The organism is Aeromonas sp. S41-2 (genome assembly GCF_027705845.1).
Classification (GTDB): domain Bacteria; phylum Pseudomonadota; class Gammaproteobacteria; order Enterobacterales; family Aeromonadaceae; genus Aeromonas; species Aeromonas hydrophila.
Genome location: NZ_JAPDCG010000009.1, coordinates 42,793 through 57,189 on the forward strand (window position 1 = coordinate 42,793; position 14,397 = coordinate 57,189).

Below are 14,397 nucleotides of genomic sequence, written 5' to 3' on the forward strand. Positions count from 1 at the left end.
GATAGCATAGTCCCATCCCGTATAAAGACCTGCCGCGCGGGCCATATCGCGGCGGGCGTTGCTGTCAGTGAGGGCTGACGGAGCGATCGACATCACGGCCGGTCGGTTGAGCCATTCTCAAATAGGCGTTGAGAAGCGTTCGCGAAAAAATAGGAGAATGGCAATTCATGGCTGGTGATTTATTAAAATATGAATTTATATTTTGCGCCGCCAAATATTTCTGGGTAGAATCTTGGCGTGTTATCAACAGATGGAAGGATATTATGGAAAGCGACAGTTGTAGCCGATTGCACAGCGCGATGTGGGCTAATCAGAACTGAGGTTGATATCCCTTCTTCTCCCTCACTCTGATCGCTCAGAGTGTGGCATCTAGCGAGTCATCCCGACTCTTGCAACCCATTCCCGCCGGGATCTGCGTTGCTCCCCGGATTGTTCCACTCCCTCTGCGAGCCATGCCGCCTCGCGCCCCAGCAATTGCACGCCTTGCCACGCACGCCCTTTGTCATGGGCCTGGGGCTGCCCGTTGCGCCCGTTCACCGGATCTTTGGCGAGCAGGGACAAACAGGCCGGCGTGAAATAACAGGATGGACAGCTCGTATTGAAAACAATGTGGTTTTCGATAGGCTGTGTTGCGAATTTAAATAATGAAGGTCTCTTCTTTATATATTTTGAAATATGCGCTGGCTATTTCTCAATATATTCATGGGGTGCGGTTGATTGCTCATGTGACCGGACCATGAACCCTCCTCATTATTATTCGGCCATCATGCCGTTATTGTTGCCTGTGGTTATCCTGATCTCCTTTATCGGTCCTGGCCGCCCCGTTGCGGCCCTTGCCTCCTGTCGATAACGCCGCCGTGCGGATCTGCCCGCCGGTGACGACCTGCCGTGCCCTCGATATGCCAGGGCCGGCTTGCTGCCGCTCAACTCGGAGGAACCGTCATGACCGAAGAGCCCAAACCTAGACCCTCGGGGTCCACGCCTACCCACTCCTGATCCCCTGCGGGGAACGGGATGCGGTGTCCTGACCCCTGATCCGACCCGAGCATGCCGATGTGGTCGCGCAGACTGCTGTCTGCGGGCCGCCCAGTGTGCGGCGGCTGCCTGTTCGCTGCCGGGTCCATTGCTTTTTCACATCAGTACTGACGCCAGGCCCGGCCCGCGACAGGGCCCGCCTGCGCGTAGAAATCAGGATAACGAGTCATGAAACAACAACATACCGCCAGCCGGCACAAGCAGCAGGGGTTCGTTGCCCCGGCCAGTGCCAGAGAGAAACTCTCCTCCCGGGTGCTCGATGAGGCCGACAAGTCCCTCGAGTACACCCTCACCGCCGTGCGCGGCAACATCGACGGCCTCACCGCGACCGAGGCCGCCAACCGCCTGATCCAGTTTGGTCCCAACGAGGTGACCCACGACAAGCCGCCCCATGCGCTGATCCAGCTGCTGCAGGCGTTCAAGAACCCCTTCGTGATGGTGCTGATCGTGCTCGGGCTGGTCAGTTACGTGATGGACGTGCTGATGGCCGAGCCGGGCGACGAGGACTGGGTCAAGGTGATCATCCTCGGCGTCATGGTGGGCCTGAGCGGTCTGCTGCGCTTCTGGCAGGAGTACCGCTCCGCCAAGGCGGCCGAAGCGCTCAAGTCGCTGGTGCGCAACACCGCTACCGTGCAGCGCCGCCCCTCGCCCGGGGTTGCCCCCCAGCGCAAGGAGGTGGCGATGACCGAGCTGGTGGCCGGTGACATAGTGCACCTGCAGGCGGGGGACATGATCCCGGCCGACATCAAGCTGATCGAATCCCGCGATCTCTTCATCAGCCAGGCGGTGCTGACCGGCGAAGCGCTGCCGGTGGAGAAGTACGACACCCTGGGCGCCGTGGCCGGCAAGTCGGCGGACGGCACCGGCGCAGGGGAGGCTGGGTTGCTCGATCTGCCCAACATCTGCTTCATGGGCACCAACGTGGTGAGCGGTACCGCCCGCGCCGTGGTGGTGGCCACCGGCAGCGACACCTACTTCGGTTCGCTGGCCCGCAACGTGGTGAGCCACAAGCGCATCGAGACCAGCTTCGATCGCGGTGTGAACAGCGTCACCAAGCTGCTTATCCGCTTCATGCTGGTGATGGTGCCCATCGTCTTCATGCTGAGCGGCGTCAGCAGCGGTGACTGGATGTCGGCGCTCACCTTCGCGCTGGCGGTGGCGGTGGGGCTCACCCCCGAGATGCTGCCGATGATCGTCTCCGCTAACCTGGCGCGCGGTGCGGTGGCCATGGCCAAGCGCAAGGTGGTGGTGAAGCGGCTCAACTCGGTGCAGAACTTCGGCGCCATGGACGTGCTCTGCACCGACAAGACCGGCACCCTGACCCAGGACAAGATCATCCTCGAGCACCACTACGACGTGCGTGGCCAGCGGGACGACCGGATCCTGCAGCTGGCCTGGCTCAACAGCTTTCACCAGAGCGGCATGAAGAACCTGATGGACATCGCGGTGGTCGAGCACGCCGATGCGCTGGGGGAGAGCTGCAAGCCGGCCAACTACCGCAAGGTGGACGAACTGCCGTTCGACTTCGTGCGCCGGCGCCTGTCGGTCATTGTGCAGGACGATCTAGGCCAGCAGCTGATGGTCTCCAAGGGGGCGGTGGAAGAGATGCTGGCCGTCTCCAGCCAGATCGCCGATGGTCAGGAGGTTAGGGAGCTGACCGACGCGGATCGCCGTGCCCTGCTGCGCCAGAGCGAGGAGTTCAACGCCGAGGGGTATCGGGTGCTGATCGTGGCGACCCGCGAGATCCCGGCAGGCGAGTGCAAGCAGAGCTATCGCACCAGCGACGAGGTCAAGCTGGTGGTGCGCGGCTTCCTCACCTTCTTCGATCCGCCCAAGGATTCGGCTGCACCGGCCATCCGCGCCCTCAATGAGTACGGCGTGGCGGTCAAGGTGCTGACCGGCGACAACCCCATCATCACCAGCAAGGTGTGCCGCGATGTGGGGCTGGAGCCCGGTGTGCCGCTGCTTGGCAAGGATATCGAGGTGATGGACGACGTGGCGCTGTGCACCGTGGTCAAGCACACCACCATCTTCGCCAAGCTCACCCCGCTGCAGAAATCGCGGGTGGTGAAGGCGCTGCAGGCCAACGGCAACACCGTCGGTTTCCTCGGCGACGGCATCAACGATGCGCCGGCGCTGCGGGATGCGGACGTGGGGATCTCGGTGGACAGCGGTGCCGACATCGCCAAGGAGACCGCCGACATCATCCTGCTGGAGAAGAGCCTGATGGTGCTGGAGGAGGGGGTGATCAAGGGGCGCGAGACCTTTGGCAACATCTTGAAGTACCTCAACATGACCGCCAGCTCCAACTTCGGCAACGTCTTCTCGGTGCTGGTGGCCTCTGCCTGGCTGCCCTGGGCGCCCATGCTGGCGATGCAGATGTTGATCCAGAACCTGGTGTACGACGTCTCCCAGATGCTGCTGCCGTGGGACAAGATGGACCCCGAGTTCCTCAAGCGGCCGCGCAAGTGGGAGGCGAGCAACATCAAGCGCTTCATGCTGTGGCTCGGCCCAACCTCGTCGGTGTTCGATATCAGCACCTACTGCCTGATGTGGTTCGTGTTCGGTGCCGGCGCCCTCTATGCCACCGCCAACGGCAGCATGGATCCGCTGGTCAACGGTCAGGCCATCATGAACTCAGGCTGGTTCATCGAGGGGCTGGTGTCGCAGACCCTGGTGGTGCACATGCTGCGTACCCGCAAGATCCCGTTCCTGCAGAGTACCGCCACCCTGCCGGTGCTGCTCTCCACCTCGATCGCCATCGCTATCGGCTGTTACCTGCCGTTCTCGCCGCTGGCTGAGCACTTCGGCTTCATCACCCTGGATGGGCCCAAGTACTTCATGTGGCTGGTGATCACCATGCTGGCCTACATGGGGCTGACCCAGACCGTCAAGAGCATCTACATCAAGCGCCACGGCCAGTGGTTCTGATGAAGGGCGAGCGAGAGGGCCGGTGACCCGGCCAGGAACTATGAACGCAAAGAGGGATGGCCTGGGCCATCCCTCTTTTTCATGGCTGGCACACGGGTGTCAGTGCAGGACCAGGGCGTAGGCCTCGCCGGCCATGCCGGTCAGGATGGAGAGACTGACGGCGCCAAACAGCAGGCCGGTGACCAGGTTGAGCGGACGCTGCACGCGGCCGAGCAGGCGCTGGGCCCGCACGGTGGAGAGGCTCCAGGCCAGCACGCCGAACCAGATCAGAGAGAGCAGGAACAGCTCCAGCACCAGCAGGCCGCGGGTCAGGCCGTCCACCTGCGGCGTCACCATGGCGGCCAGCAGCCCCATGAAGAACAGCAGTGCCTTGGGGTTGAGCAGGTTGGTGGCAATGCCGCGCTGCACCCCTTTGCGCCAGCCCTGCGCCTCGCCGCCGGCGTGCAGGGCGAGCTCGGCCGAGCTGTGCCAGGCCGCCTTGAGCGCTCCCCAGCCGAGCCAGCCCAGATAGAGGGCGCCGACCACCTTCACCGTCATGAACAGCCAGGGGTGCTCGGCAATCAGCAGGCTGATGCCGGTGAGGCTGAGGGTAGCGTGCACCAGGATGGCGAGTGCGATGCCGAGCGCCGCCCCGAGGGCGGTGGGCCTGTGCAGGCTGGTGCGCAGGATCAGCGCAAAGTCCGGGCCCGGGCTCGCCAGGGCGATGAGATGGATGAGACCTATGGTCAGAAACAGGCTGGTGAACATGGAAACCTCTGGGACAGTATCGAGTTCACAGCATGGCGGATTGCGGGGGCGCCGGATTGTAAAAGATTGCAGTGCGGAGTTAGTCGGCGCGCCCGCTGGCGGCCAGCATCTGCTGGCGAAAATCGGCAGGGGTGAGGCCGAACGCCTGGCGAAAGCCGTGGTGGAAGTGGCTCTGATCGAAGAAGCCGACCGCCAGTGCCACCTCGCTCACCGGCAGGCCGCTGCCGAGCAGGCGCTTGCTCTGTTCGAGCCGCAGTCGCTTGAGCCAGGCGTAGGGGGTCATGCCGGTCTTCTTCTTGAACTGGCGCAGGAAGGCGAAGCGATCCAGTCCGAACAGGGCGGCCAGATCCTCCAGACTGTGACGTTCATCCAGCCGGGCCAGCAGATGGTCGCGCAGGTACCTGAGCTGGGGGTCGGCCAGGGCGTGGCGCTCCGGTGCCAGGTGCAGCAGCTCGCCGAGCAGGGCCAGCAGCTCGCTCTCCGCCAGCAGGCCGTCGGGGCTGGGGTTGTCCAGGTACATGTGCAGCCGGGCAAAGCCCTGATAGAGGTCGGGGCGGCGTTGCAGCCCCTGGTCGAAGAAGGGGTCCGGGCTGTCCGGCAGCCAGCGGGCCAGCTGCTCGGGGGCGATGGCGAACACCCGCACCTCGTACCCTTCCGGCAGCAGGCTGAGGCCGTCGTGCATCTCGTCCGGGTTGACGGTGGAGAGCTCGCCGCGCACCAGGTGGTGGCTGCTGCCCTTGTGGATGAATTTCTGGCCGCCCTGCTGCACCAGACCTATGTGGTAGTCCAGGTGCACATGGCGGCCATAGCTGAACTCCCTGTGGTGGGAGTGGGAGAGTTCAACCCCCGGCAGCAGCCGGGATTGCCAGTAGTGGATGCGGGATTGGGGTGCGCTCATCGACTATTGATAACCTGAAACCCGAACGCGGGCTTGTAGATTATTGCAGCGCTGCGCGCCCTTGCCGTCAAGCCTGCTCCACTGCCTGCCGGCGCTTGCCGCTGCGCAGTCCGTCCAGACTGAACAGCACCAGCGCGCTCCAGATGAAGGCGAAGGTGATCATCTTGTCCAGCGCCAGCGCCTCGCCATAGAGGGTGACCGCCAGGATGAACATCAGGCTCGGCCCTATGTACTGGAAGAAGCCCAGGGTGGAGAGCTTGAGCCGGGTGGCGGCGGCGGTGAAGCAGAGCAGGGGAGCCGTGGTGACTGCACCGGCGGCGATCAGCAGCAGGTTGAGGTGCCAGTCATTCTGGGTGAGATGGCTGGTGGGGCTGTCGGCAAAGCCCCACAGATAGATGGCGGCCGGCGGCAGCATGATCAGGGTCTCGATCAAGAGGCCGGTCAGCGCATCGAGGGCCAGTTTTTTACGGATGAGGCCGTAGATGGCGAAGCTCGAGGCCAGCACCAGCGCGATCCAGGGCAGGGAGCCGAAGGCGATGATCTGGATGGCGACACCGATGACGGCGAGCCCCACAGCCCACCACTGCAACCGGCGCAGCTTCTCGCTCAGGAACAGCATGCCGAGCAGCACGTTGAACAGCGGGTTGATGTAGTAGCCGAGGCTGGCATCCAGCATGTGGCCGTTGTTGATGGCCCAGATGAACAGCAGCCAGTTGCCACCGACCGTGATGGAGGTAAAGGCCAGGGTGAGCAGCACTTTCGGCTGGCGCAGCACCGCCTGTACCTTGTGCCACTGGCGGCCAAGCAGGGTCAGCACCATCAGCAGGGCGCACGACCAGATCATCCGGTGGGTCAGGATCTCGGCGGCCGGCACGGCGGCAATGGTCTTGAAGTAGATGGGGGCCAACCCCCAAAGGGTATAGGCGCACAAGGCGTAGATGACGCCCTGGCGCTGAACGTGTTGCTGCATGCGGATAACCTTCACTGGAGAGTTGGATGCGGGAAAACATCGCAAAAAATCAGTGTAGCGATCCTTTTGCGGGGAAAGAAGTTAATAAATGATGATCAGCGGATTTTAACGGCGTACTGCCCGGCTCAGCGGCCACCGCCACGGCGGATCTTGTCCACATCCAGCAGCAGCCACAGCATGAGCGCGATGGCGGAGATCCACGGACCCCAGGTCACGTAGGCTTCGCCGTGTCCCAGCATATAGAACAGCAGCGGCAGTCCTATCACCAGAAACAGTACACTTCCCAGAAAAAATAACATTTTTATCTTTATATTTAAGGGCTTGTCTATTTGATGATTATATCGATTGAGGCCGGCGATGAAAGGGCAAAAATGAAAAAGGGGGATTTCTCCCCCCAATTCGCAGATAAGCGTCATTTCTGATGCTATTCGAGCTGGATCCAGGTGCTTTTCAGCTCGGTGTACTTCTCCAGCGCATGCAGTGACTTGTCGCGACCGTTGCCGGACTGCTTGAAGCCGCCGAACGGCATGGTCATGTCGCCGCCATCCCAGTTGTTGACGAACACGGTGCCGGCACGCAGGGCGCGGGAGCCTTTCACCGCCTTGTTGAGATCCGCCGTCCAGATCGCGGCGGCCAGGCCATAGTCGGTGTCGTTGCCGAGCGCAATGGCCTCTTCCAGCGTGTCGAAGCCGGTCACCGCTAGCACCGGGCCGAAGATCTCCTCGCGGAAGATGCGCATCTCGGGGGTCACCTCGTCGAAGATGGTGGGCTCGATGTAGAAGCCGCCGCTCTCGGTATTGGTGCGCTTGCCCCCCAGCAGCAGCTTGGCGCCCTCCTGCTGGCCGATGGCGATGTAGTTGAGCACCTGCTCCATCTGGATGTGGTCCACCATGGCGCCGATGCGGGTGGCAGGGTCGAGCGGGTTGGCCGAGATCCATTCGCGGGCATGGGCCAGCAGCCGGTCCATGAACTGCGGCTTGATGCTGTTTTGCACCAGCAGCCGGGAGGCGGCGGTACACACCTCGCCCTGATTGTAGAAGATGGCGCCAGCGGCGCTTTTGGCGGCGGCGTCCAGGTCAGGCGCGTCCGCCAGTATGATGTTGGGGCTTTTGCCGCCACACTCCATAAAGGCGCGCTTGAGGTTGGACTTGCCGGAGCACTGCACCAGATGCTTGCCGATCTTGGTGGAGCCGGTGAAGGTGATGCAGTCCACGTCCATGTGCATGGCCAGCGCCTCACCGACCGTGTGGCCAAAGCCCGGCAGCACGTTGAACACGCCGTCGGGGATGCCGGCCTCCTTGGCCAGACCCGCGATGCGCAGGGCGGTGAGCGGGGATTTCTCGGAGGGTTTGAGGATCACCGAGTTGCCGGTAGCGAGCGCCGGCCCCAGCTTCCAGCAGGCCATCACCAGCGGGAAGTTCCACGGGACGATGGCGGCGACCACCCCGAGCGGTTCGCGGGTCACCAGCGCCAGGGCGGACTCCTCGACCGGGGCGACCTGATCGTAAATCTTGTCGATGGCTTCGGCGTTCCAGGCGATGCAGTTGGCGGCGGCGGGGGCGTCATAGCCCATGGCGTCGCCGATGGGCTTACCCATGTCGAGCGACTCCAGCAGCGCCAGCTCCACCTTGTTGAGCCGCATCAGTTCGGCGAAGCGCTGCAGGATCTGCTTGCGCTGCTTGGGCGGCAGACCGCTCCAGCGTTTGTCGTCGAAGGCGGCGCGGGCAGCCTGCACCGCCAGTTCGGCATCGGCGGCGTCGCAGGCGGCGACCTTGGTCAGCAGCTTGCCGTTGGCCGGGTTGATGCAGTCGAAGGTGGCGCCGTTGATGGCGTCCCGGTAGCTGCCGTCGATGAAGGCTTGCGAGGGCAGGGTCAGGTGGGAGGCCTTGTGTTGCCACTGGGCCAGGGTCAGGTCACTCATGTTCACTCCTTGAACCGGCAAAAAGTCAGTTTCCGCGTATCAATATGCTAAACATCCTGCCGCTTGTAAATCCATCTTGTAACAATTCGTTAAACACTTTGCCGATTTGGCCTCATTCTGAATCCGTCCCGGCGAGGCTATCCGGCGGGGCAGACCGCACCGCAAGCGCGGGCCGTCGGCGCCTGCTGAAGCGGAGGCCAGCGCGAAGGGGCTGGTCGCTGTGCCGGGTCCGCCGAGGGGCGGGATCTCCCCTCTCATGGCTTAGAAGCTGGCGGGGGTGTTGGCCGAGATCAGCACGCATTCGTGCTCATCCACATTGCGGAAACGGTGCGGGGTGCGGCTGTCGAAGTAGTAGCCGTCTCCCGGCGTCAGCAGGTAGACCTGCTCGCCGACGGTGACCTCCACCTGACCCTGGATGACGATACCGCACTCTTCGCCTTCGTGGCTCAGCATGTCGTCACCCGTGTCGGCGCCCGGTGGCAGTATCTCCTGCATCATGCCGATGGCACGGTTGGCGCGGCTGTGGCCCACCAGGCGGTAGCTGATGGGGTGGGTGCCGAGGTCCGGCATGTCGGCGGCGCGGAAGATCACCTCGGAGTCCATCTCCGTCTCATCGGTGAAGAAGGTGGCCAGCGACATGGGAATGCCTTCCAGCACCTTGCGCAGAGAAGCGACCGAGGGGCTCACCTGATTTTTCTCGATCTGGGAGATAAAGCCGTTGGTCACACCGGAGCGTTTCGCCAGCTCGCGCTGGGAGAGGGCCGCCTTGGTGCGAACCGCCTTGAGGCGGTGACCGATATCCATCGATAGACACTCCTTGACTGTTTACTATTATTAAATTTGTGTTAAATATCTTATACCACCCCGCTCAGAGCAGCTAGCCGGGTGATACCATGTGGGGCAAGTTTGAGCCCTTTTTTAAGATTTCAGGTGTTTAATTTAATAGGCATTGGCCGATAGTTACTAAACACCTTAAGGATGAGGTGACCATGAAACCGATCAGCGACATCAATACCCCCTCCGACATGTCCGCTTTCTGGATGCCGTTCACCGCCAACCAGCAGTTCAAGGCGGCGCCGCGCATCCTGAAGTCGGCAGAGGGGATGTATTATCACTCAGAGGATGGCCGCAAGATACTGGATGGCACTGCCGGGCTCTGGTGTTGCAACGCGGGTCATGGTCGGCGCGAGATTGCCGAGGCGGTTTCCCAGCAGATTTCCCACCTCGATTTTGCCCCGACGTTCCAGATGGGGCACCCCTTGCCGTTCGAGCTGGCCAACCGGCTGGTGGAGATCGCCCCCAAGGGGCTCGGCCACGTCTTCTATACCAACTCTGGGTCTGAGTCGGTGGATACCGCGCTCAAGATCGCGCTGGCCTGGCAGCGGGCGCGCGGCCAGGGCACCCGTACCCGACTGATCGGTCGTGAACGTGGTTACCACGGGGTCGGCTTCGGCGGCATCTCGGTGGGGGGCATTCCCGGCAATCGCAAGTGGTTCGGCTCCCTGCTGGGCGGGGTGGATCACCTGCCCCACACCCTCAACATCGCCAAGAATGCCTTCACCAAGGGGCTGCCCGAGGAGGATGTGGCGCTGGCCGACGAGCTGGAGAAGATCGTCTTCCTGCACGATGCCAGCAACATAGCGGCGGTGATCGTCGAGCCCATCGCCGGCAGTACCGGCGTGCTGATGCCCCCCAAAGGCTACCTCAAGCGGTTGCGGGAGATCTGTACCAAACACGGCATCCTGCTGATCTTCGACGAGGTGATCACCGGTTTCGGCCGCCTCGGTGCTCCCTTCGCCGCCCAGGAGTTCGACGTCATTCCCGACATGATCACCTGTGCCAAGGGGCTGACGAATGGCGCCATCCCCATGGGGGCCGTGCTGGTGAGCAACGCCATCTATGACGACATGATGGCGGCCGGCAAGGGGGCCATCGAGCTGTTCCACGGCTACACCTACTCCGGCCATCCGGTGGCCGCCGCCGCGGGCCTCGCGACCCTCGAGATCTATCGCAACGAGAACCTGCTGAGCCGCGCCGCCGATCTGGCGGGCTACTGGGAGGAGGCGGCCCATTCGCTCAAGGGCTGCAAACACGTGAAGGATGTGCGCAACTACGGGCTGGTGGCGGGCATCGAGCTCGAATCCATGCCGGATGCGCCGGGCAAGCGCGCCTACGAGGTGTTCGTGCGCTGCTTCGAGAAGGGTCTGCTTATCCGCGTCACCGGCGACATCATCGCCCTGTCGCCGCCCCTCATCATCGAGCGCAGCCAGATCGACGATCTCTTCACCCTGCTGCAGGACGCCCTGCAGGCCCAGGACTGACTTTTAACCGGTTGATGGCGCCCGTCGCGGCGCCACTTGCCCGTGCCTGCTCCCCGGGGCGGCGCGGGCAGGCACGCATTACCCATCACGGAGGATTTATGACATACAGGGTCAGCAACTTCATCGACGGCGAGATGACCGAGAGCCGCAGCGAGCGCTTCGGGGCCATCTTCAATCCGGCCACCGGCCAGCAGCAGGGCCAGGTGGTGCTCAGCACCGCCGCCGAGTGCCAGGATGCCATCGCCAGCGCCGAGCGCGCCCTGGCCGACTGGGCGCAGACCCCGCCGCTGGTACGGGCCCGGGTGCTGTTTCGCTTCAAGGAGCTGATGGAGCAGCACAGAGACGATCTGGCGCGGCTGATCAGTCGCGAGCACGGCAAGGTGTTTTCCGACGCTCAGGGCGAGCTGACCCGCGGTCTCGAGGTGGTGGAGTTTGCCTGCGGCATCCCCCATCTGCTCAAGGGGGAGCACTCCCTCAACGTGGGCCGCGGGGTCGACAGCCACTCCATGATGCAGCCGGTGGGGGTCTGTGCCGGCATCACTCCGTTCAACTTTCCGGCCATGGTGCCGCTGTGGATGTTCCCGGTGGCCATCGCCTGCGGCAACACCTTCATCCTCAAGCCCTCCGAGAAGGATCCCTCCCTCTCCCTGCGCATGGCCGAGCTGCTCAAGCAGGCGGGCCTGCCGGACGGGGTGCTCAACGTGGTCAACGGCGACAAGGAGGTGGTGGACGTGCTGCTGACCGACCCGCGGGTCGGTGCCGTGTCGTTCGTCGGCTCCACCCCCATCGCCCAGTACATCTATGCCACCGCCTCGGCCCACGGCAAGCGGGTGCAGGCGCTGGGCGGTGCCAAGAACCACATGCTGGTGATGCCGGATGCGGATCTCGAGCTGGCGGTCTCCGCCCTGATGGGGGCGGCCTATGGTGCGGCCGGCGAGCGCTGCATGGCCATTTCGGTGGCCGTGGTGGTGGGGGATGAGACGGCCGATGCGCTGGTGGCCAGGCTGTCGCCGCTGGTGGCGGCGCTGCGGGTGGGCCCGGGGCTGGGCCAGAGCCCGGAGAACGAGATGGGGCCGCTCATCAGCCGCGAGCACCTGGCCAAGGTGTGCGGCTATGTGGATCAGGGGGTGGCCGAGGGGGCCGAGCTGGTGGTGGACGGTCGGGGCCTGAGCCACGGCGAGGGTTACTTCATCGGCGGCAGCCTGTTCGACCGGGTCGGCCCAGAGATGCGCATCTACCGGGAGGAGATCTTCGGCCCGGTGCTGGCCATCGTGCGGGCGCCGGACTACGAGACGGCGCTCAGGCTCATCAACGAACACGAGTACGGCAACGGCACCGCCATCTTCACCTGTGACGGTGACACCGCGCGGGACTTCACCGCCCGCGTGCAGGTCGGTATGGTAGGGGTGAACGTTCCCATCCCGGTGCCCATGGCGTTTCACAGCTTTGGCGGCTGGAAGCGGTCCATCTTCGGGCCGCTCAACATGCACGGACCGGATGGGGTGCGCTTCTATACCCGGATGAAGACGGTGACTGCCCGCTGGCCCCAGAGCCTGCGGGCGGGCGCGGAGTTCTCCATGCCGACCATGAAGTAATCAACCATGCAGCAGCTAGCCCGGACATGGCCCGGTGGCAGGAATCCACCTTCGTTCGCCGCTATCACTGTGAAGGAGTAACAGATGCGACTGGGAATTCTCGATTGTGACCGGCTGGACCCCGACTTGGTGGGGGATTTCGGCCCCGTTTACTCCGAGATGTTTATCAAGGGCTTCCGGGCGCTGGCCCCCGGGCTAGAGTTTCGGGTCTGGTCGGCGCTCGATGGCGAGCTGCCGGCCGATCTGCACGAGTGCGATGCCTGGCTCATCACCGGCTCGCGCCACGATGCCTACAGCGACATCCCCTGGATCAGGGCGCTGCGCGACTGGATCCGGCGCGCCCACGATGCCGACGTCAAGCTGGCCGGGGTCTGCTTCGGCCACCAGGTGATCGCCCAGGCGCTGGGGGGTGAGGTGATGAAGTCCACCAAGGGCTGGGGGCTGGGGGTATCGGTCCATCCCATGCTGGCGCGGCAACCCTGGATGGAGCCGGGGCTCGAGACCATCCGGATCCTGGCCAGCCACCAGGATCAGGTGGAGCAGCTGCCGCCGGGGGCCACCAGGTTGGCGGGCAATGATTTTTGTCCCAATTTCATGTTTTTGCAGGGTGACCACATAGTGGCCATCCAGGGACATCCGGAATTCTCGGTGGAGTACAACCGGGCGCTGATCGAGCGGCGGCGGGATCTGCTGCCGGACGATCGTTACCAGCGCAGCCTCTCCTCGCTGGAGGGGGAGGTAGATTCGGCCACCATGATGCAGTGGTTGTTGCAATTTTTGGGCATCCTGCCCGGCGCCGACACGGCTGCCGGCGGGATCACAGCAGGAGAGCGAGCATGATTATTGGCGTACCCAAGGAAATCAAAAACCATGAATACCGGGTCGGCATGACTCCCGCCGGAGTGCAGGAGCTGACGGCCCGGGGACACAAGGTGCTGGTGCAGCAGCAGGGAGGCGAGGCGATCGGGCTGTCCGACGCCGAGTACCAGGCAGCCGGTGCCGAACTGGTGGCCAGCGCGGCGGAGATTTTCGCCCGGGCCGAGATGATAGTGAAGGTGAAGGAGCCCCAGCCGGAGGAGTGCGAACTGCTCAGGCCGGGTCAGCTGCTGTTCACCTACCTGCACCTGGCGCCGGATCCGGTGCAGACCCAGCTGCTGGTGCACTCGGGGGCGGTGGCCATCGCCTACGAGACGGTGACCGACGAGCGCGGCGGCTTGCCGCTGCTGGCACCCATGTCCGAGGTGGCGGGGCGGATGGCGATCCAGGCCGGCGCCCACAGCCTGGAGAAGGCGCAGGGGGGCAACGGCACCCTGCTGGGCGGGGTACCCGCGGTGGCGCCTGCCAAGGTGGTGGTGCTGGGTGGCGGCGTGGTCGGCGTCAACTCGGCGCGCATGGCGCTGGGACTGGGGGCCGACGTCACCATCCTGGATCGCTCCCTGCCGCGACTGCGGGAGCTGGACAGCCTGTACGGCCCGGCCCTCAAGACCCTCTACTCCACCCGTACCAACATAGAGGCGTGCATCGCCCAGGCCGATCTGGTGATCGGCGCCGTGCTGATCCCGGGGGCGGCGGCGCCCAAGCTGCTGACCCGCGACATGCTCAAGCTGATGCGCAAGGGCTCGGTGCTGGTGGATGTGGCCATCGATCAGGGCGGCTGTTTCGAGACCTCCCACCCAACCACCCACGAGGAGCCCACCTACGTGATGGACGGCATCATCCACTACTGCGTGGCCAACATGCCGGGCGGGGTGGCGCGCACCTCCACCTTCGCGCTGACCAATGCCACCCTGCCGTTCGTGCTGGCGCTGGCCGACAAGGGCTATGCCCGGGCGCTGCAGGACGATCGCCACCTGCGAGCCGGTCTGAACGTGTTCAAGGGCAAGATCACCCAGGCGGCGGTGGCGCAGGCGCTCGGCTACGAGTACGTCAGCGCCGAGTCGGTACTGGGCTGACGCAGCCGTCGCGCGCTCGCTCGGCAA

The 14,397-nt window shown here is 63.9% G+C and carries 11 protein-coding genes; 5 read left to right on the forward strand and 6 right to left on the reverse strand.

Annotated features, from left to right (window positions below):
* The first annotated feature begins 1,203 nt into the window (after positions 1-1,203).
* Positions 1,204-3,966 (forward strand): magnesium-translocating P-type ATPase, encoded by a 2,763-nt coding sequence (mgtA, locus tag OKC44_RS18000; RefSeq protein ID WP_060390904.1) that lies wholly within the window; start codon positions 1,204-1,206, stop codon positions 3,964-3,966.
* A gap of 99 nt (positions 3,967-4,065) precedes the next feature.
* Here mgtA and OKC44_RS18005 read toward each other — a convergent pair whose 3' ends face one another.
* From OKC44_RS18005 to OKC44_RS18030, 6 genes are all read right to left on the reverse strand, one after another.
* Positions 4,066-4,713 carry a LysE family translocator gene (locus OKC44_RS18005; RefSeq protein WP_168755424.1) on the reverse strand — a complete coding sequence of 216 codons (648 nt, stop codon included), beginning with the start codon at positions 4,711-4,713 and terminating at the stop codon, positions 4,066-4,068.
* 79 nt (positions 4,714-4,792) lie between these two features.
* On the reverse strand, positions 4,793-5,611 hold the full coding sequence (locus OKC44_RS18010; RefSeq protein ID WP_270814444.1) for an AraC family transcriptional regulator: 819 nt from the start codon (positions 5,609-5,611) through the stop codon (positions 4,793-4,795).
* A 67-nt stretch (positions 5,612-5,678) separates the two neighbouring features.
* Positions 5,679-6,581 (reverse strand): EamA family transporter RarD, encoded by a 903-nt coding sequence (rarD, locus tag OKC44_RS18015; protein ID WP_270814446.1) that lies wholly within the window; start codon positions 6,579-6,581, stop codon positions 5,679-5,681.
* 125 nt (positions 6,582-6,706) lie between these two features.
* Positions 6,707-6,880 (reverse strand): hypothetical protein, encoded by a 174-nt coding sequence (locus OKC44_RS18020; protein WP_016349064.1) that lies wholly within the window; start codon positions 6,878-6,880, stop codon positions 6,707-6,709.
* A gap of 125 nt (positions 6,881-7,005) precedes the next feature.
* A complete protein-coding gene (locus OKC44_RS18025; protein ID WP_016349065.1) occupies positions 7,006-8,502 on the reverse strand; it encodes an aldehyde dehydrogenase in 1,497 nt (498 codons plus the stop codon).
* A 261-nt stretch (positions 8,503-8,763) separates the two neighbouring features.
* Positions 8,764-9,306 (reverse strand): cupin domain-containing protein, encoded by a 543-nt coding sequence (locus OKC44_RS18030; protein WP_011704252.1) that lies wholly within the window; start codon positions 9,304-9,306, stop codon positions 8,764-8,766.
* Between the two features lie 185 nt (positions 9,307-9,491).
* Here OKC44_RS18030 and OKC44_RS18035 point away from each other — a divergent pair, with 185 nt between their 5' ends.
* The 4 genes from OKC44_RS18035 to ald all read left to right on the forward strand — a co-directional run bounded on the left by OKC44_RS18035 (position 9,492) and on the right by ald (position 14,370).
* A complete protein-coding gene (locus tag OKC44_RS18035) occupies positions 9,492-10,823 on the forward strand; it encodes an aspartate aminotransferase family protein (RefSeq protein WP_024944654.1) in 1,332 nt (443 codons plus the stop codon).
* A gap of 98 nt (positions 10,824-10,921) precedes the next feature.
* Positions 10,922-12,418, forward strand: a complete 1,497-nt coding sequence (locus OKC44_RS18040; RefSeq protein ID WP_270814448.1) for a CoA-acylating methylmalonate-semialdehyde dehydrogenase — start codon at positions 10,922-10,924, stop codon at positions 12,416-12,418.
* An 84-nt stretch (positions 12,419-12,502) separates the two neighbouring features.
* Positions 12,503-13,258 carry a glutamine amidotransferase-related protein gene (locus OKC44_RS18045; protein ID WP_011704255.1) on the forward strand — a complete coding sequence of 252 codons (756 nt, stop codon included), beginning with the start codon at positions 12,503-12,505 and terminating at the stop codon, positions 13,256-13,258.
* A complete protein-coding gene (gene ald / locus OKC44_RS18050; protein WP_270814450.1) occupies positions 13,255-14,370 on the forward strand; it encodes an alanine dehydrogenase in 1,116 nt (371 codons plus the stop codon). The genes OKC44_RS18045 and ald overlap by 4 nt, the downstream gene beginning before the upstream one ends.
* Positions 14,371-14,397: the final 27 nt, after the last annotated feature.

Excerpts from the sequence above, each read along its gene's own strand:
- mgtA (WP_060390904.1), top strand. The coding sequence starts at position 1,204 with ATGAAACAACAACATACCGCCAGCCGGCACAAGCAGCAGGGGTTCGTT.
- OKC44_RS18005 (WP_168755424.1), bottom strand. The coding sequence starts at position 4,713 with ATGTTCACCAGCCTGTTTCTGACCATAGGTCTCATCCATCTCATCGCC.
- OKC44_RS18010 (WP_270814444.1), bottom strand. The coding sequence starts at position 5,611 with ATGAGCGCACCCCAATCCCGCATCCACTACTGGCAATCCCGGCTGCTG.
- rarD (WP_270814446.1), bottom strand. The coding sequence starts at position 6,581 with ATGCAGCAACACGTTCAGCGCCAGGGCGTCATCTACGCCTTGTGCGCC.
- OKC44_RS18020 (WP_016349064.1), bottom strand. The coding sequence starts at position 6,880 with ATGTTATTTTTTCTGGGAAGTGTACTGTTTCTGGTGATAGGACTGCCG.
- OKC44_RS18025 (WP_016349065.1), bottom strand. The coding sequence starts at position 8,502 with ATGAGTGACCTGACCCTGGCCCAGTGGCAACACAAGGCCTCCCACCTG.
- OKC44_RS18030 (WP_011704252.1), bottom strand. The coding sequence starts at position 9,306 with ATGGATATCGGTCACCGCCTCAAGGCGGTTCGCACCAAGGCGGCCCTC.
- OKC44_RS18035 (WP_024944654.1), top strand. The coding sequence starts at position 9,492 with ATGAAACCGATCAGCGACATCAATACCCCCTCCGACATGTCCGCTTTC.
- OKC44_RS18040 (WP_270814448.1), top strand. The coding sequence starts at position 10,922 with ATGACATACAGGGTCAGCAACTTCATCGACGGCGAGATGACCGAGAGC.
- OKC44_RS18045 (WP_011704255.1), top strand. The coding sequence starts at position 12,503 with ATGCGACTGGGAATTCTCGATTGTGACCGGCTGGACCCCGACTTGGTG.
- ald (WP_270814450.1), top strand. The coding sequence starts at position 13,255 with ATGATTATTGGCGTACCCAAGGAAATCAAAAACCATGAATACCGGGTC.